Genomic DNA, 17,024 nt, shown 5'->3' with positions numbered 1-17,024 from the left:
CCTCGTCCCCCCGGTCCGGCATGCCCGAATGCGCCGTACCGGCGGGCGAGTTCACCGCCCGGCGCCGCCGTCGCCGGGATCGCCCGTGGCACCGGGCGCGGCCGTCAGCCGGGGCGCCCGTTCCCCGGGTGACGGTTGCCGGAGTCGCGGAACTCCGGCGTGAACAGATGCCCCGCGACCCCCGCCAGCACCAGTCCCGCCGCGATGAGCAGCCCCTCCCCGGCCACCACACCGCCCACCAGCCCCGCGGTGCCCACGGCCAGGGTCAGCCAGGCCGCCGTACGCCAGCGCCCGCCGCGGGTGCCGGACGTACGGTCCCGGGCTCCGGCCGTACGCTCCCGCTCCCCGCGCTGTTCGGGCAGGTCTTCGAAGCGGTCCACTGTTCCGCCCTCCCTCCGGAGTCGTCGCCGCACTGCCGCTAGGCGAGTCGAGCGGTGCGGATTCGGTCGTTCACGGGCGCGGCCTCCTCTCCTCCGATGGGTCCTCTCCTGCGATGGGTTCTCTCGCCGGTGCGTCCTGTCGTTCAGTGCTCCTCTCGTCCGTGTCGGGGCCGCCACGTCCGCGTCCGCCGCTAGGCGAGGGCGAAGTAGCGCAGCCATACGTAGACGGCGGCCAGTACGACGGTCACCGCCGTCACCAGCAGGCCGTACTTGGAGAAGGTCCAGAACGAGATGTGGTGGCCGTGGCGGTCGGCGATGCCGACGACCACGACGTTGGCCGAGGAGGCGATGATCGTGGCGTTGCCCGCGAGGTCGGCGCCGAGCGCGAAGGACCACCAGAGCATCCCGGCCGCGCCCGTACCGCCCGACGCCTGGACCATCTCGGAGACCACGGGGCTGACCGACGCCACGAACGGGATGTTGTCGATGACGGCCGACGGCACGACCGACCCGAAGATCAACGCCATCGAGGCGCCCAGCAGTTGGCCCTCGGTGGCCTCCGCGGCCGCCTTGCCCAACTGGCCGATGAGGCCCGTCTGCACCATCGCCCCGACCATCACGAACAGCCCGGCGAAGAACGCGAGCGTCTCCCACTCCACGTCTTTCACCACGTCCTCGGCGCTGAGCCGGGAGGCGGCCAGCAGGGCCAGACCGCCGACGACGGCGACCACCGCGGGCTCCAGATGGAGGGCGGTGTGGAAGACGAAGCAGATCATCACGACGGCGACCACCACACCGCTGACGATCAGCAGCCGGGGGTTCTCGATGGCCTCCCGCTCGTCCATCTCCATGACGCGCTGCGCCTTCTCCGCGTCGTAGCGGAAGGCCGAGCGGAACATGAAGCGGCTCATCACGGCGAAGACCAGCGTCAGCAGCACCGCGATCGGCGCCATGTGCAGGAGGAAGTCGTTGAAGGACAGTCCGCCGCGGGAGCCGATGATGATGTTGGGCGGGTCGCCGATGAGCGTGGCCGCACCGGCGATGTTGCAGGCGAAGACCTCGGCCAGCAGGAACGGGACGACCGGGACGCCGAGCTGCCGGCAGATCACGATCGTGACGGGGGCTATCAGCAGGACCGTCGTGACGTTGTCGAGCCAGGCGGAGAGAAAGCCGGTGGTGAGGATCAGCAGCACCATCAGCCGGTACGGTCTGCCCTTCGCTCTCTTCACGGCCCAGATGGCGGCGTACTCGAATATCCCGGTGCGCTTGAGCACCGCGACGATCAGCATCATCCCCAGCAGCAGGAAGATGACGTTCCAGTCGATCCCCGCGTGTTCGGAGAAGAAGGCGTGCTTCGGTTCGGTCGCACCGATCACGAGCATCACCGCCGCACCGCCGAGCGCCGCCGTCACCCGATGCACGCGTTCCGTTGCGATCAGTACGTACGAGGTGACGAACACCCCTACGGCAAGCCAGGCGGTAACCGTCATACGCTTTCCTCTCTTGAGATGGGCGAGCCCGGCGCCGGCACCGGGCTCCGGTATCAAGGCTCTTGTGCGAGCGGCGCCCGGAACCATCCGGTCCGGCACCCATTTCCCGTGGTGGCGGACGTGCAGGCGGCGGGCGGAGCCCCCCGCGCACATGGGTGCCGTCCCGGATGGACGGAGCCGGTACGGGCGGGCGAAGCTGAAGAGCGGCACACGCCGGACGACGGCGCCGGCGAGGCGTCCCGGGTGTGCGCGTCCCGGGTGCGCGGGGCGCCGATGCGGAGGAGGCCGTTGCGCTGTGTCCCTGTTCTGGCGGATCTTCCTGCTCAACGCGGCCGTGCTCACCGTGGCCACGGCGCTGCTGCTGCTCGGCCCGGTCACCGTCTCCACACCGGTGCTCCTCGCGGAGGCGGCGGTGCTCGGCGCCGGGCTCGCCTCGATGCTCGTCGCCAACGCGGCCCTGCTGCGGCTCACGCTCACGCCCCTGCGGCGTCTGACGCGCTCCATGGCCGAGATCGACCTGCTGCGGCCCCGGCCCCGCCCGGCCGTCGCGGGGTACGGCGAGATCGCCGATCTGATCAGGACGTTCAACACGATGCTCGACCGGCTGGAGGCCGAGCGCGCCGCGAGCGCGGCCCGCGCGCTGTCCGCGCAGGAGGCCGAACGGCGCCGTATCGCGCAGGAGTTGCACGACGAGATCGGCCAGACGCTCACGGCGGTGCTGCTGGAGATGAAGCGCGTCGGCGACCACGCCTCCGAGCCCGTACGTGACGAGCTGCACCAGGTGCAGGAGACGACGCGCGGCAGCCTGGACGAGATCCGCCGCATCGCGCGCCGGCTGCGCCCCGGCGTACTGGAGGAACTGGGCCTGGCCAGCGCCCTGAAGTCGCTGGCCGACGAAGTCCCCACGCACGAGGGTCTGACCGTGCGCGCACGGCTGGAGCCGGATCTGCCCCAGCTCGATCCCGAGACCGAACTCGTCGTCTACCGCGTGGCCCAGGAGGGACTGACCAACAGCATCCGGCACTCCGCCGCCGAGCACGCCGACGTCACCCTCCGCCGCAGCGCGTGCGGGGTGGAGCTGCGCGTACGGGACGACGGGCGGGGACTGCGCGGAGCGCCGGAGGGCGCCGGGATCCGCGGCATGCGGGAGCGCGCCCTGCTGATCGGCGCGGAGCTGACCATCGGACCGGGGCCCGCCGGCGGCACCGAAGTCGCCCTCGACGTGCCGGTACGGAAGCGGGGTTGAGGAGACATGGCGGACGAGACGCCGGAGGACATGCGGAACGGCATCCGGAACAGCATGCGGAACGGGGCCGCCCGTACCCGCATCCTGCTCGCGGACGATCACGCGCTCGTACGCCGCGGGGTGCGCCTCATCCTCGACGGCGAGCCGGATCTGACCGTGGTCGCCGAGGCGGGCGACGGCGCGGAGGCGATCGAGAAGGCCCGCGCCGAGGCGCCCGACCTGGCGATCCTCGACATCGCGATGCCGCGGATGACCGGGCTCCAGGCGGCGCGTGAACTCTCCCGCCAGCAGCCGGAGATGCGCATCCTGATGCTGACGATGTACGACAACGAGCAGTACTTCTTCGAGGCGCTGAAGGCCGGTGCCGCCGGCTACGTGCTGAAGTCCGTCGCCGACCGCGACCTGGTCGAGGCGTGCCGCGCCGCCATGCGGGACGAGCCGTTCCTCTACCCGGGAGCCGTCACCGCGCTCATCCGCGACTTCCTCAGCCGGGCACGGGAGGGCGAGAGGCTGCCGGCCCGCGCCATCACCGAACGGGAGGAGGAGATCCTCAAGCTCGTCGCGGAGGGCCACACGTCGAAGGAGATCGCCCAGATCCTCGTGATCAGCGCCAAGACCGTCGAGCGGCACCGCGCCAACCTCCTCCAGAAGCTCGGTCTGAAGGACCGGCTGGATCTGACGCGGTACGCGATCCGGGCCGGGCTCATCGAGCCGTGAGCCGCCCGCGGGCATGACCTACGATCGGCGCATGCAGGAGAACGGGGGCGTACGCGCCGTGAAGTCGGCCTCCCGCACCGTCGATCTGCTGGAGGTCCTGGCCGCGCGCGGCGACCGGCCCGCCCGGCTGCGCGAGCTGGCCGAGGAGCTGGAGGTGCCGCGCAGCAGCATGTACGCGCTGCTGCAGACCCTCGTCGAACGCGGCTGGGTGCGTACGGACGCCACCGGTTCGCTCTACGGCATCGGCATCCGCGCCCTGCTCACCGGCACCAGCTACCTCGACGGCGACCCGAGGGTGCGCGCCGCGCGTCCGTACCTCGCCGAGGCCTCGCAGACGCTGGGCGAGACGATCCATCTGGCCCGGCTGGACCGCGCCGACGTCGTGTATCTGGCCACGCGCGAGTCGCACGAGTACCCGCGCACCCTCAGCCGTGTGGGCCGCCGCCTGCCCGCCCATGTGGGGGCGCTGGGCAAGGCGCTGCTGGCCGAGCGGCCGGACGCGCAACTCCCGCTGCCCGAGGACCCGTTGCGGGCCCTCACGCCCAACTCCCACACCACGCGTGCCTCGTTGCTGGCGGACCTCGCACGCGTACGGGAGCGCGGCTACGCCGTCGACCGCGAGGAGGGCGTCGTGGGCATCGCCGGGTTCGGCTTCGCGCTGCGGGACGAGACGCCCGCCGTGGACGCGGTGAGCTGCTCGGTGCCGGTCGGCCGGCTCACCGAGGAGCACGAGCGGCGCATCGTCGCCGTGATGCGGGACGTCCGCGAACGGATCGAGGCCGCGGGCCACTTGGCCGCCGGGGACGGCGCGCCGGACTGGCGCTGACCGCCGGCGCCTGTTGCCCCTCCCCCTGCTCAGAGTGCCTGCGATGCCTCCCGGAGCACGAAGGCGCCCCAGCCCAACACCTCGCGGCCGTGGGCGAGATGGGCCGTACGGGAGTGGTCCACGAACTCCCGCATGTCGGCGGCGTCGGGGTGCTCGGGATGTGCGCGCAGCCAGTCGCTGACGGCCAGCCACTGGGAGGCGACGTACCGGTCGAAGCTGTCGCCGTCCGCGAGGACCATCTCGACCAGTTCCAGACCGGCCGCCTCGAAGCGCTCGTTGGTCCCGGCGAGGGACGCGTAGTCGTCGGGCTCCATGTCCAGCGCCCGGCACGCCTCGTCGGAGGGGTCGCCGCGCCAGTAGACCTCGCCCACGAGCAGCGTGCCGCCGGGGCGCAGCGCGCCGCGCATCAGCGCCAGCGTGCCGTCGAGACCGCCGCCGATCCAGGTGGCGCCCAGACAGGAGACCAGGTCGTAGCCGCCGGGTTCGGCCTCGTACGCGGCGGCGTCGCCGCGTACGAAGTGCAGGCTGCCGGCCACGCCCAGCTCCGCCGCGCGCTCGCGCGCCGCGTCGAGGAAGACGGCGCTGATGTCGACTCCGGTAGCCGAGATGCCGTGGTCGCGGGCCCAGGTGGCCAGCAACTCGCCCTTGCCGCAGGCGAGATCGAGCACGCGCGCGCCGTGCTGCGGGAGGGTCACCTCGCCCAGCAGCCGCAGCTTCTCGTCCGTGAGGGGGTCGAGGATGCGGTTGCGGGCCTCGGCGATCTCGTGGTGGCGCAGTGCCATGGCGGCTCCTTCCGGTGCGTACGGGCACGAACCCTGCCCGTACGCACCGGCCGCGCGCAACGCGGTTCCGCCCGGCGGCACCCGCGGCTCCCGCCGGCGACCGGGGCCGGGAAAGCGGGACCGGGCTCAGAACACCACCACGGAGCGCAGGACGTCGCCCGCGTGCATCCGGTCGAAGGCGTGCTCCACCTCGTCCAGGGCGATCCGCTCGGTTACGAACTTCTCCAGGGGCAGCCGCCCCTGCCGGTGGAGGTCGATGAGCATCGGGAAGTCGCGGGAGGGCAGACAGTCGCCGTACCAGGAGGACTTGAGCGAACCGCCGCGCCCGAAGACGTCCAGCAGCGGCAGTTCGAGACGCATCTCCGGCGTCGGCACCCCGACGAGGACGACGGTGCCCGCCAAGTCGCGGGCGTAGAAGGCCTGTTCGTAGGTCTCGGGGCGGCCGACGGCCTCGATGACCACGTCCGCGCCGAAGCCGCCGGTCAGCTCCCTGATCGCCTCGACGGGGTCGGTGGCGCGGGAGTCGACGGTGTGGGTGGCGCCCATCGACTCGGCCTGGCGCAGCTTGCGTTCGTCGACGTCGACGGCGATCACCCGGGCCGCTCCGGCCAGACGCGCACCGGCGATCGCCGCGTCGCCGACGCCGCCGCAGCCGATGACCGCGACGGAGTCGCCGCGTCCCACCTGTCCGGTGTTCACGGTGGCGCCGATACCGGCCATCACACCGCAGCCGAGGAGCCCCGCGACGGCCGGGTCGACCTCCGGGTCGACCTTCGTGCACTGGCCCGCGGCCACCAGCGTCTTCTCCGCGAAGGCGCCGATGCCCAGTGCCGGGGAGAGTTCGCTGCCGTCGGCGGCGAGGGTCATCGGCTGCCGGGCGTTGTGGGTGTCGAAGCAGTACCAGGGGCGTCCGCGGCGGCACGCGCGGCACTGGCCGCACACCGCACGCCAGTTGAGGACGACGAAGTCGCCGGGCTCCACCTCGCTCGTTCCGGGCCCGACCGACTCGACCACGCCCGCGGCCTCATGGCCGAGCAGAAAGGGGAACTCGTCGTTGATGCCGCCCTGTTTGTAGTGCAGATCCGTGTGGCAGACGCCGCACGCCTGCACCCGTACCACGGCCTCGCCGGGGCCGGGGTCCGGCACCACGATCGTCTCCACGCGCACCGGTTCGTCCTTGCCCGGCGCGATGACGCCGCGTACCTCCTGGGGCATCCCAACCTCCGTACTCGGCCCGCGTGACCTCGTCGTCGCGCGGATTGTCGGTTGCGCCCAACTGTGCCGCCCGGGAGGCGAACCGTCGACCATGCGGCGGGGGCGCGGCGGGGTGAGGGCCGCGTACCGGTACGTGACGGGACGGCACGTCGCCGTGTCCGTACCGCGGACGGCGGCTGTACGCACGGTGTCTCCGGCAAAGTTCCGGGCAAAGTTCCATCTCCGCGCGTAGAGCACTGTCGGGGCTCTCTGCTAGCTTCCCCCTGCACCACGCCCGAAGGCCGACAGGCCGCGCCACGACCCCGTCACCGGGGCCGCACAACCCTGGAGCCCCCCATGCCACCTGCCGAAGACACCAGCACACGCCGCCCGTTCGCCGCTCTCCGCCGCCGGCTCCCGCGCGGTCGCCACACGGCGGCAGCCGTCCTCACCGTCTCCGCCGTCCTGGCGGGCACCGCTCTCTTCGGCGCCGGGCAGGCGACCGCCGAGCGCGCGACGCCCGGCACCGACCGCGAGATACCCAACATCGACAAGGTCAAGGAGAAGATCGCCGACTACTACGGCGACATCGAGACCCCCGACGGCGAGCACTACGCCTCCCCGAAGAGCGACTACGCCAAGCAGGTACGCGGCATCGCGGCCGACGCCCAGCGCGACCTGAAGCACGCCCTGGCCAAGGAGGGCGAGAAGTCCGGCAAGGACGGCTCGAAGCACGGGCACAAGCCGGCGATCGTCGTGGACGTCGACGACACGACGCTGCTCACCTACAACTTCGAGCGGCAGATCGGCTACAACTTCGACCCGAAGCTCCAGGACGAGTACCTGCGCACCACCGACATGGACCCGGTCTTCGGCATGAAGAAGCTGGTCAACTGGGCGGACAAGAACGGCATCACGGTCCTCTTCCTCACCGGCCGCGCCGAGTACCAGCGCGACTGGAGCGTGCGCAACCTCAAGAAGGTGGGCTACGAGGCTCCCGTCGGCAAGAAGCACTTCTACCTCAAGGACGAGGAGCACCCGCCGCCGTATCTGGAGTGCGGCGCGGACTGCACGACCGTCGAGTACAAGTCGGGGACGCGCGAGCACTTCGAGTCGGAGGGCTACCGCATCCTCGCCAACTTCGGCGACCAGTACAGCGACCTCAAGGGCGGCCACGCGGAGCGCACGTACAAGCTGCCGAACCCGATGTACTTCCTGCCGTAAGGCACTTGGGGGCCCGACGGCCCCGGAGGTCCCGACCGTCCCGCCGTCCCGACGGCGTACGGGACGGCCTCCGCGCTTCGGTTCTGCGGGCGGTTCGGGCGAGGATGTCGCTTACGCGAGGGCACACGCGGACGTCAGGAGTCCGCGGGCCCGAAGGAGGAGCGAGCATCCATGAGCAGCAGCCCGAGCACGGAGGCCACGGGAGCCGGAGGCGGCGAGCCGGTCACGGCGGCGGACGTACGCTCCGCCGCCGACCGGCTGAAGGGGGTGGCGCACCGCACGCCGGTGCTCCGCTCACGGACGCTGGACCGGCTGGTGGGCGCGGAAGTCCATCTCAAGTGCGAGAACTTCCAGCGGATAGGGGCGTTCAAGTTCCGCGGCGCCTACAACGCCGTCTCCCGGCTGCCCGCGGACCAGTTGGCGAACGGCGTCGCCGCCTACTCCTCCGGCAACCACGCGCAGGCCGTCGCCCTCGCCGCCCGTGAACTGGGCAGCAGGGCCGTCATCGTGATGCCCGAGGACACCCCGCGCTCGAAGATGCAGGCCACACAGGACTACGGCGCCGAAGTGGTCGTCTACGACCGCTATACGGAGGACCGCGAGGTCATCGGCCGGCGCATCGCCGAGGAGCGCGGACTCGCGCTCGTCCCCCCGTACGAGCATCCGCACATCATCGCCGGACAGGGCACCGCCGCGCTCGAACTGCTGGAGGAGAGCGGGGAGTTGGACGCCCTTCTGGTCCCGGTGGGCGGCGGCGGGCTCGCCGCGGGATCCGCGGTGGCGGCCACGTCGCTCTACCCGGACATCCGTGTCATCGGCGTGGAACCGGAGGCCGGGGACGACACCCGCAGGTCGCTCGCGGCGGGCCGCCGCGTCGCGCTGGACGCGGTGCCGCGCACCGTCGCCGACGGCCAGGCGGCCGTCACACCGGGCGAGTTGACCTTCTCCGTCAACCGGCGGCTGCTCGCCGGGATCGAGCTCGTCAGCGACGAGGAGATCAGGGCGGCGATGCGGCTCGCCTTCGAGCGGCTGAAGATCGTGGTGGAGCCAAGCGGCGCGACGGGTCTGGCGGCGTTGCTCGCGGGGAGGATCGACCCGCTCCCCCGCCGTGTCGGCGTCGTCGTCTCCGGCGGCAACATCGGCACGGAACGCTTCCTGGAACTGATGCGGGAGGACGCGGACTGAGGCGGACGGGGACGGACGGGCGTTGAGGCTCGGGCCCGCACTCAACTCACGCGCCCGTCCGTGCCCGTGAGTTGAGTGCCGTGACGCGGTGACACGTCCCCGCACGCACGGCCTCCGTACACATACGAACGGCCGGCACCTGGGCAGGAGGTGCCGGCCGTTCCTTCCCGGCGAGCCGCCCTATGCCGCCGAGGCTCATCGACGCGCCCGGAGGCGCTCCACTCTGGTCATCGGGGGGGGAGGGGAAGGAGGTGGAGGGCGGCGTCGCGGGACCGTTCAGGCGCGTACGGGGGTCGCGTGCACCGCGGCCGTACGCACGGCGTCCTGGCCGCTCACTGGCAGCCGGCCGCCTGCAGACGCTGCTGGATGTTGTCGATGACGGCCTGCCGGTTGGCGATCCTGGCCTCCGACTGGGCGTCGGGGTTGGCCTGTTGCCCGGCGATGAAGTTCTGGTTGTTCTTCAGGGCCTGTTCGAGCCCCGCACAGTTCTCCGTCGCCGCCTGGCTCGTACCGACGGACACCGCCGCGATCCCGGCCGCGAGCACGGCTGCTCCGACACCGGCGACGGCCTTGACCTTCAGACTGCGTTTCCGCTTCCGGGACATGGACTGCTCCAGTTCTGAGAGGAACTCCCCCACACGGCCTCCGAAGGTACGTACAAATCCCGGGCGTTGCGGAGTTGTTATCAGGGATCAGCAAGGAACTTGACGCGCCCCCGGGACATACGCGAAACGGAGCCCCGCCTTCAGCCGAGGCCGTACAGGCCCCGCGCTCAGGTGCGGCGCTTCGGCACGGGCACGCGCATCAGGTCCTCCGCCACCGTCAACTCGCCCTCGAATCCCGCCCGTCGGGCCTGCCGGGCGAAGCTCGAGGGATCGGTGTAGCGCTGCGAGAAGTGGGTGAGGACGAGGCTGCGCACCCCGGCCCGCGCCGCGACGCCGCCGGCCTGACCGGCCGTGAGATGGCCGTACTCCTCGGCGAGCGCCACGTCCTCGTCCAGGAACGTGGACTCGATGACGAGCAGATCGCAGCCGCGCGCGAGGGCGTGGACGCCGTCGCACATGCGGGTGTCCATGACGAACGCGAAGCTCTGTCCCGGCCGGGGCTCGCTGACCTCCTCGAGCCGTACGCCGCGCAGTTCGCCGGTGCGCTTCAGCCGGGCGATGTCCGGGCCGCGGACGCCACGGGCCGCCAGGCGGTCCGGCAGCATGCGGCGCGAGTCCGGCTCGTCGAGCCGGTAGCCGAACGCCTCGACGGGGTGGGAGAGCCGGTGCGCGCTGAGGGTGAACGGCGGCGGGGACGGCGCAGGGGACGTCTGCGCGGAGGGGTCCGTGGACGCGGGCCCGGGGTCCGCGCCGTCGGCGTGCCCGTGCCCCGGACCCGTCAACTCGCCCGTCTCCGCGACCGGTTCCTCCCGCAGCCGCACCGTCTCCCGGTACGCCGTCGCATAGCGCAGCCGCTCGAAGTAGTGCCTGCCGCTCGCCGGATAGTGCGCGGTGACGGTGTGCGGCACCCGGTCGAGGTTGATCCGCTGGATCACGCCCGCGAGCCCCAGCGAGTGGTCGCCGTGGAAGTGCGTGACGCAGATGCGGTGCAGGTCGTGCGCCGAGACGCCGGCGCGCAGCATCTGCCGCTGCGTGCCCTCGCCGGGGTCGAAGAGGATGCCCTGGCCGTCCCAGAGCAGCACATGGCCGTTGTGGTTGCGGTGCCGCGTCGGCACCTGGCTGGCGGTGCCCAGCACGACCAGTTCGCGTGAGGACATCGGGTACGCGGCGGCCGGCTCAGCCGGGCGGCCAGTTGAAGCCGCGGCCGCCCAGGACGTGCGCGTGCACGTGGAAGACCGTCTGGCCCGCGCCGGGGCCGGTGTTGAAGACGACGCGGTAGCCCGTGCCGGGTCCGGTCTCGGAGGCGACGATGTTCTCCGCTTCGGCCACCTCGCCCGCCGCGGTCAGCACCTGGGCGGCGAGCTGCGGCGCCTCCTCGGCGAGGGTCACGGCGTCCGGGTAGTGCGCCTTGGGAATCACCAGAACGTGCGTGGGCGCCTGCGGGTTGATGTCCCGGAACGCGACGGTCGTCTCGGTCTCCCGTACCACCGTCGCCGGCACCTCACCGGCGACGATCTTGCAGAACAGGCAGTCGGCCTGCGGTTCTCCAGCCATGCGGGGGATGCTACCTGTGCCCGTGGTTCCGGGACCCGCCCGAACCACCGCGGCCGGTGCCGGGCAGGGCCGGTGCCGTCCGCGGGCGCCGCACGGTCAACCGCCCGCCGCTCCGGTGCGTCTCAGTTCCAGCGTCCCGTACGGCCCAGCAGCAGCGCCGTCGCCGCCGTACCGGCCGTGGAGGTGCGCAGCACGCTCGGGCCGAGCCGGCAGGTCCGCGCCCCGGCCCGGGTGAACGCCGTCAACTCCTCGGGGGACACGCCCCCTTCGGGACCCACGACCACCACGATGCCGCCCTCGCGCGGCAGTTCGGCGGTGGCCAGCGCGAGGCTCGCCTCCTCGTGCAGGACGACGCCCAGCTCCGCGTCCGCCAGCAGCCGGGCCACCTCCGCCGTCCCCGCGAGTTCCGCGACGTCCGGGAAGCGCAGCCGACGCGACTGCTTGCCCGCCTCGCGTGCCGTCGAGCGCCACTTGGCCAGCGACTTGGCGCCGCGCTCGCCGCGCCACTGCGTCACACAACGGGACGCCGCCCAGGGCACGATCGCGTCCGCGCCCGTCTCCGTCACGGTCTCCACGGCGAGTTCGCCGCGGTCGCCCTTCGGCAGGGCCTGGACGACGGTGATACGCGGACGGGGCTCGGGCTCCCTGCTCACGGACGTCACGGCGACCTCCAGGCGGTCCTTGCCGGAGACGGCGGAGACCGTGCCGTACGCGCCGGTGCCCGCGCCGTCCGTGAGCACGACCTCCTCGCCGGTGCGCAGCCGCCGTACGGAGACCGCGTGCCGTCCCTCGGGGCCCTCCAGCAGAACCGTGGCACCGTCGCCGCGCGCGGTGGCGTCTACGGCGTCCGCGGCCTCCGCGAGCAGCGCGGGGTCGGCCAGGAAGACGGGAGCGGTCATGCGGGGCTGCCCGCGGCGCCCGTACCGCCGGGGCCGCCCGTACGGTCCGCTGCCGCACCGCCCGCCGGAACGCCGCCGCCCACCGCCGCGCTCTGTGTGCCGTCCGGCTTCAGCAGCCGTTCGCGGGCCACCGCCAGCTCCGTGACGAGGACGTCCATGAGCTGCGCGGCGGGCAGATCGCGGGCGAGCCGGTGCCCCTGCCCAGCCCACAGCGCCATGCCCTGCGGGTCCTTGGCCTTGGCCGCCGCCTTCCGCACCGGAGCCGTCAGATGGTGCACCTGGGGGTAGGCGGCCGGGGCGTACGGGCCGTGCTCGCGCAGGAAGCGGTTGACCAGCGCACGGCCGGGCCGCCCGCTGAAGGCACGCGTGAACTCGGTACGCGCGAAGACGGAGTTGGTCATCGCCTGCTTGTGCGCGAGGTCCGCGCCCGACTCGGGGCACACGAGGAACGCCGTGCCGAGCTGCGCCGCGCTGGCGCCCGCCGCGAGGACCGCCGCGATCTGCCGGCCGCGCATCAGCCCGCCCGTCGCGACGAGCGGAATCCGTACGGCCTCCTTGACCTGTGTCACCAGACAGAGCAGCCCGAGGCCGCTGCCGGTGCCGTCCGCCTGCGGGTCGTCGCGGTGCGTGCCCTGGTGGCCGCCCGCCTCGACGCCCTGCACGCACACGGCGTGCGCACCGTTGAACTCGGCGGTCTGCGCCTCGCCGGGCGAGGTGACGGTGACGATGGTGTACGTGCCGCGGCGGGCGAAGCGCTCCAGCACCTGCCGGGTCGGGCAGCCGAAGGTGAAGGAGACGACGGGCACGGGGTCGTCGAAGAGGATGGCCAGCTTGGCGTCGTAGGCGTCGTCGGCGGCGTGGTCGGTCTCGCCCAGCTCCGTCTCGAACCACGTGGCCTCGCCCGCGAGTTGGGCCCGGTAGCGCTCCAGGGCGCCGCGGTCGGCGAGGTCGGGCTGCGGCATGAACAGATTGACGCCGAAGGGGCGTTGGGTCTGCCCGCGGAGCTGCTTGATCTCCTCGTACATCGCCTCCGGCGTCTTGTAGCCGGCCGCGAGGAAGCCCAGCCCGCCCGACTCGCTGACGCTCCCGGCCAGTTCGGGGCACGACGGCCCGCCCGCCATGGGGGCCTGCACGATCGGGTGCTCCGTGAGCTCGGAGAGCGAGAGCGGCGATACGGAGGGCATGGGGCACATCCTGTCACGCGGCGTGCGGCCGCCCGGGGCCGGACCTGCCCGTCGCCGTACGGGAAGGAAACGGAAGCCGACGGCGGCGCGGGCGCGGAGAGACGGCGCACGTCACGGGGACGGCAGCGCGACGCCTTACGGCGCGAACAGCCGTATGCTCAGCGGCCGTTGAACGCGTCCTTCAGCCGGGAGAACAGCCCCTGCTGACCGGGCTGGAACTGGCCCGTCGGGCGCTCCTCGCCGCGCATCTCCGCCAGCCGCCGCAGCAGCTCCTCCTGCTCCGGCTCCAGATTGGCCGGCGTCGTCACCTCGACGTGGACGATGAGCTGGCCGCGTCCGCCTCCCCGCAGATGCGTCACGCCGCGATCGTGCAGCGGGATCGACTGCCCGGACTGCGTGCCCGGCCGGATGTCGACCTCCTCCATGCCGTCCAGCGTCTCCAGCGGCACCTTCGTGCCGAGGGCCGCAGCCGTCATGGGGATGGTGACGGTGCAGTGCAGGTCGTCGCCGCGGCGCTGGAAGGTCGGGTGCGCGTTCTCGTGGATCTCGACGTACAGATCGCCGGCGGGGCCGCCGCCCGGGCCGACCTCGCCCTCGCCCGCGAGCTGGATGCGGGTGCCGTTGTCGACGCCCGCGGGGATCTTCACCGTCAGGCTGCGCCGGGAGCGGATGCGTCCGTCGCCGGCGCACTCCGGGCAGGGCGTGGGCACGACCGTGCCGAAGCCCTGGCACTGCGGGCAGGGCCGCGAGGTCATGACCTGGCCGAGGAAGGAGCGGGTGACCTGGGAGACCTCGCCGCGTCCGCGGCACATGTCGCAGGTCTGCGCGGAGGTGCCGGGCGCGGCACCCTCGCCGTTGCAGGTGTTGCAGACGATGGCCGTGTCGACCTGGATTTCCTTGGTCGTGCCGAACGCCGACTCGTCCAGCTCGATGTCCAGCCGGATCATGGCGTCCTGGCCGCGCCGCGTACGGGACCTGGGGCCCCGCTGCGAGGCGGTGCCGAAGAAGGCGTCCATGATGTCGGAGAAGTTCCCGAAGCCGCCGGCGCCGCCGAAACCGCCCGCTCCGCCCGCGGCTCCCGCCGCCGGGTCGCCGCCGAGGTCGTAGACCTGCTTCTTCTGCGGGTCGGAGAGGATCTCGTAGGCGGTGTTGATCTCCTTGAACCGCTCCTGCGTCTTCGGATCCGGGTTGACGTCAGGATGCAGTTCGCGCGCGAGCCTGCGGAAGGCCTTCTTGATGTCGTCCTGCGAGGCGTCGCGCTGCACGCCGAGGACCGCGTAGTAGTCCGTCGCCACTTACGACTCCGCGAGGATCTGTCCGACGTACCGTGCCACTGCGCGTACAGCTCCCATCGTTCCGGGGTAATCCATGCGGGTCGGTCCGACCACGCCGAGTTTGGCGACTGCCTCGTCGCCCGAACCGTAGCCGACCGATACGACCGATGTGGAACTCAGGCCTTCGTGGACGTTCTCGTGCCCGATTCGTACGGTCATGCCCGGGTCCTTCGCCTCCCCGAGCAGCTTCAGCAGCACGACCTGTTCCTCCAGGGCCTCCAGCACGGGCCGGATGGTCAGCGGGAAGTCGTGCCCGAAGCGGGTGAGGTTGGAGGTGCCGCCGATGATCAGCCGCTCCTCGGTCTCCTCGACGAGGGTCTCCAGCAGGGTCGCCAGGACCGTGGAGACCGTGCCGCGGTCCTCGGCCTCGAAGGCGTCCGGCAGATCCTGGACGAGGGAGGGGACCTCGGTGAAACGCTCGCCGACCACCCGGCTGTTGAGCCGGGCCCGCAGATCCGCGAGCGCGGCGTCGCCGATGGGCTCCTGGCAGTCGATCAGGCGCTGCTCGACCCGTCCGGTGTCGGTGATCAGCACCAGCATCAGCCGCGCGGGCGCGAGCGAGAGCAGCTCCACGTGCCGCACCGTCGAGCGCGTCAGCGACGGGTACTGGACGACGGCGACCTGACGGGTGAGCTGCGCCAGCAGCCGGACCGTACGGCCCACGACGTCGTCGAGGTCGACGGCGCCCTCCAGGAAGTTCTGAATCGCCCGGCGTTCGGGAGAGGAGAGCGGCTTGACGCCCGCCAGCTTGTCGACGAAGAGGCGGTAGCCCTTGTCGGTCGGGATGCGTCCGGCGCTGGTGTGCGGCTGGGCGATGTAGCCCTCGTCCTCCAGCACGGCCATGTCGTTGCGGACGGTCGCCGGCGAGACCTGGAGGTTGTGCCGCTCGGTGAGCGCCTTGGAGCCCACGGGCTCCTCCGTGCCGACGTAGTCCTGGACGATGGCGCGCAGCACTTCGAGCCGTCGTTCACTCAGCATCGCGCACCTCCCGTCGAGCCCTCTCGGGCCTTGCCTCCGTGGTCTCCGTGGTCCCGCCCCCGCCCGCCGCGTCCCCGGCCGGTCCGGTGCCCGGGGCGCCCCTGGCACTCTCGCCGACGGAGTGCCAGACCCCCGGGCAAGTGTACGGCGGCTGACCACGGCGCGGGCAAGAGCTGCCGGTACCGACCGTATCTCGGTGCCGCTCCGCGGGATACGGCCCAGTAGCGTCGTCACATGGCCGGGAACAGGGACGAACACCGCGGAACGGCACGGGATGACGGCGCCGGAGACAGTGCCGAGGGCGGTGCCGGGGGCGGCGCCGAGTTGGATGCCGGAGATGCCGCCGGAGCCCTTGCCTGGGAGGAGTTGGCGCCCGGCGTCCTGCGGTGCCGGCTGCCCGGCTGGGACGCGACGGTCGGCGCCGTCCGCGGTGCCTCGGGGGTGCTGGTCGTCGACACCGGGTCGAGCGCCGGGGAGGGCGCCCGCATCCGCGAGGAGCTGCGCGGCCACTTCGGACTGCCCGTGACGCACGTCGCACTCACCCACGACCACTTCGACCACGTCTTCGGTACGGCGGCCTTCGACGGGGCCGAGATGTACGGGGCGGAGGGGCTCGGCGCCCATCTCGCGGGCGCGCGCGGGGAGTTGCGGCGGGACGCGGTGCGCCACGGCATGGACGCGGCGACGGCCTCTGAGTCGGCGGCGCTGCTGGTGCCGCCGCGGCACGGCGTACGGGGGCGGTGCGCGCTGACACTCGGGGCGGGCACGGGAAGCGGTACGAGGGCGGACGCGGGCGCGGACGTGCGGCTGGCGGCCATGGGACCGGCGCACAGCGGGTTCGACCTGGCGGTCGTGGTGACGGCCCCGGCGGGGTCCGGCGGCGCCGAGGGCGGTACCGGTACCGCCCGCCGCGTCGTCTTCTGCGGCGACCTCGTGGAGGAGTCCGGCGAACCGCAGGCCGGACCGGACGCGGAACCGTCCCGCTGGCCCGCCGCCCTGGACCGGCTGCTGGCCCTCGGCGGCGAGGACGCCCGCTACGTACCGGGCCACGGCGCGGTCGTCGGCGCGGATTTCCTGCGCGCCCAACGGGACGTCCTGGCACGCCGTTTCGCCCGGTCGTGAAGAATGCCGCCATGCGCAGCCGCTCTTACGACTCCGATCTGACGCCGCCCTGGAAGAAGCAGCAGCCGGCGCCCGACGTGCCCGCCGACCCCGGCCTGGTGGTGGAGGAGATCACCACCGGCTTCTGCGGCGCCGTGATCCGTACGGAGAAGACCGCCGGCGGCCCGACGGTCACCCTGGAGGACCGCTTCGGCAAGCACCGCGTCTTCCCGATGGAGCCGCGGGGCTTTCTGCTGGAGGGCCGTACGGTCACGCTCGTACGCCCGGCACCCGGCGGCCCCGCGGCGGCAGCGGCCGGCGCGGG

General features: G+C 72.5%; 18 protein-coding genes. 7 read left to right on the top strand and 11 right to left on the bottom strand.

What is annotated here, in order from left to right:
- Nucleotides 1–104: 104 nt before the first annotated feature.
- Together AN218_RS22285 and AN218_RS22280 are read right to left on the bottom strand one after the other, a co-directional pair.
- Nucleotides 105–380 carry a hypothetical protein gene (locus AN218_RS22285; protein ID WP_070018666.1) on the bottom strand — a complete coding sequence of 92 codons (276 nt, stop codon included), beginning with the start codon at nucleotides 378–380 and terminating at the stop codon, nucleotides 105–107.
- Nucleotides 381–571: 191 nt separating this feature from the next.
- Nucleotides 572–1,870, bottom strand: coding sequence for an ArsB/NhaD family transporter (locus AN218_RS22280; RefSeq protein WP_070018665.1), 1,299 nt, complete (start codon nucleotides 1,868–1,870; stop codon nucleotides 572–574).
- Nucleotides 1,871–2,165: 295 nt separating this feature from the next.
- Between AN218_RS22280 and AN218_RS22275 the strand changes: the two genes are divergently transcribed.
- The 3 genes from AN218_RS22275 to AN218_RS22265 are packed head-to-tail and all read left to right on the top strand — an operon-like array spanning nucleotide 2,166 to nucleotide 4,659.
- Nucleotides 2,166–3,116, top strand: coding sequence for a sensor histidine kinase (locus AN218_RS22275; RefSeq protein WP_070018664.1), 951 nt, complete (start codon nucleotides 2,166–2,168; stop codon nucleotides 3,114–3,116).
- A gap of 30 nt (nucleotides 3,117–3,146) precedes the next feature.
- Nucleotides 3,147–3,833, top strand: a complete 687-nt coding sequence (locus AN218_RS22270; RefSeq protein WP_171908752.1) for a response regulator — start codon at nucleotides 3,147–3,149, stop codon at nucleotides 3,831–3,833.
- A gap of 31 nt (nucleotides 3,834–3,864) precedes the next feature.
- Nucleotides 3,865–4,659 carry an IclR family transcriptional regulator gene (locus tag AN218_RS22265; protein WP_070018668.1) on the top strand — a complete coding sequence of 265 codons (795 nt, stop codon included), beginning with the start codon at nucleotides 3,865–3,867 and terminating at the stop codon, nucleotides 4,657–4,659.
- A 29-nt stretch (nucleotides 4,660–4,688) separates the two neighbouring features.
- Here the strand turns inward: AN218_RS22265 and AN218_RS22260 are convergent, their stop codons facing one another.
- Both AN218_RS22260 and AN218_RS22255 read right to left on the bottom strand, forming a co-directional pair.
- On the bottom strand, nucleotides 4,689–5,441 hold the full coding sequence (locus tag AN218_RS22260) for an SAM-dependent methyltransferase (RefSeq protein ID WP_070018663.1): 753 nt from the start codon (nucleotides 5,439–5,441) through the stop codon (nucleotides 4,689–4,691).
- A 126-nt stretch (nucleotides 5,442–5,567) separates the two neighbouring features.
- Entirely contained in the window at nucleotides 5,568–6,656 is a 1,089-nt protein-coding gene (locus AN218_RS22255; RefSeq protein ID WP_070018662.1) for an S-(hydroxymethyl)mycothiol dehydrogenase, read from the bottom strand.
- Nucleotides 6,657–6,992: 336 nt separating this feature from the next.
- On the opposite strand from AN218_RS22255, the gene AN218_RS22250 reads away from it, so the two are divergent.
- Together AN218_RS22250 and AN218_RS22245 are read left to right on the top strand one after the other, a co-directional pair.
- Nucleotides 6,993–7,859 carry an HAD family acid phosphatase gene (locus AN218_RS22250; protein WP_070018661.1) on the top strand — a complete coding sequence of 289 codons (867 nt, stop codon included), beginning with the start codon at nucleotides 6,993–6,995 and terminating at the stop codon, nucleotides 7,857–7,859.
- Nucleotides 7,860–8,030: 171 nt separating this feature from the next.
- Nucleotides 8,031–9,044, top strand: coding sequence for a pyridoxal-phosphate dependent enzyme (locus AN218_RS22245; RefSeq protein ID WP_070018660.1), 1,014 nt, complete (start codon nucleotides 8,031–8,033; stop codon nucleotides 9,042–9,044).
- Nucleotides 9,045–9,376: 332 nt separating this feature from the next.
- Here the strand turns inward: AN218_RS22245 and AN218_RS22240 are convergent, their stop codons facing one another.
- The 7 genes from AN218_RS22240 to hrcA form a co-directional block, all read right to left on the bottom strand.
- Nucleotides 9,377–9,649, bottom strand: coding sequence for a hypothetical protein (locus tag AN218_RS22240; protein ID WP_141747651.1), 273 nt, complete (start codon nucleotides 9,647–9,649; stop codon nucleotides 9,377–9,379).
- Nucleotides 9,650–9,816: 167 nt separating this feature from the next.
- Nucleotides 9,817–10,806, bottom strand: a complete 990-nt coding sequence (locus tag AN218_RS22235) for a ribonuclease Z (RefSeq protein WP_070018658.1) — start codon at nucleotides 10,804–10,806, stop codon at nucleotides 9,817–9,819.
- A 19-nt stretch (nucleotides 10,807–10,825) separates the two neighbouring features.
- Nucleotides 10,826–11,203, bottom strand: coding sequence for a histidine triad nucleotide-binding protein (locus AN218_RS22230; RefSeq protein ID WP_070018657.1), 378 nt, complete (start codon nucleotides 11,201–11,203; stop codon nucleotides 10,826–10,828).
- Nucleotides 11,204–11,325: 122 nt separating this feature from the next.
- Nucleotides 11,326–12,102, bottom strand: coding sequence for a 16S rRNA (uracil(1498)-N(3))-methyltransferase (locus AN218_RS22225; protein WP_070018656.1), 777 nt, complete (start codon nucleotides 12,100–12,102; stop codon nucleotides 11,326–11,328).
- Nucleotides 12,099–13,295, bottom strand: coding sequence for a nitronate monooxygenase (locus AN218_RS22220; protein ID WP_420856002.1), 1,197 nt, complete (start codon nucleotides 13,293–13,295; stop codon nucleotides 12,099–12,101). The genes AN218_RS22225 and AN218_RS22220 overlap by 4 nt, the downstream gene beginning before the upstream one ends.
- A 149-nt stretch (nucleotides 13,296–13,444) precedes the next feature.
- Complete coding sequence (dnaJ, locus tag AN218_RS22215) at nucleotides 13,445–14,581, bottom strand: molecular chaperone DnaJ (RefSeq protein WP_070018654.1); 1,137 nt, start codon at nucleotides 14,579–14,581, stop codon at nucleotides 13,445–13,447.
- A complete protein-coding gene (hrcA, locus tag AN218_RS22210) occupies nucleotides 14,582–15,598 on the bottom strand; it encodes a heat-inducible transcriptional repressor HrcA (RefSeq protein ID WP_070018653.1) in 1,017 nt (338 codons plus the stop codon). It abuts the gene before it with no gap.
- Between the two features lie 234 nt (nucleotides 15,599–15,832).
- Here hrcA and AN218_RS22205 point away from each other — a divergent pair, with 234 nt between their 5' ends.
- Nucleotides 15,833–16,720, top strand: coding sequence for an MBL fold metallo-hydrolase (locus tag AN218_RS22205; protein WP_079132457.1), 888 nt, complete (start codon nucleotides 15,833–15,835; stop codon nucleotides 16,718–16,720).
- Nucleotides 16,721–16,731: 11 nt separating this feature from the next.
- On the top strand, nucleotides 16,732–17,024 hold a 293-nt coding region (locus tag AN218_RS22200), incomplete at its 3' end, for a DUF3097 family protein (RefSeq protein ID WP_141747650.1).

Origin of the sequence: Streptomyces nanshensis (genome assembly GCF_001751255.1) — a bacterium.
GTDB classification, from domain to species: domain Bacteria; phylum Actinomycetota; class Actinomycetes; order Streptomycetales; family Streptomycetaceae; genus Streptomyces; species Streptomyces nanshensis_A.
This window is presented reverse-complemented; position numbering and strand designations above follow the sequence as displayed.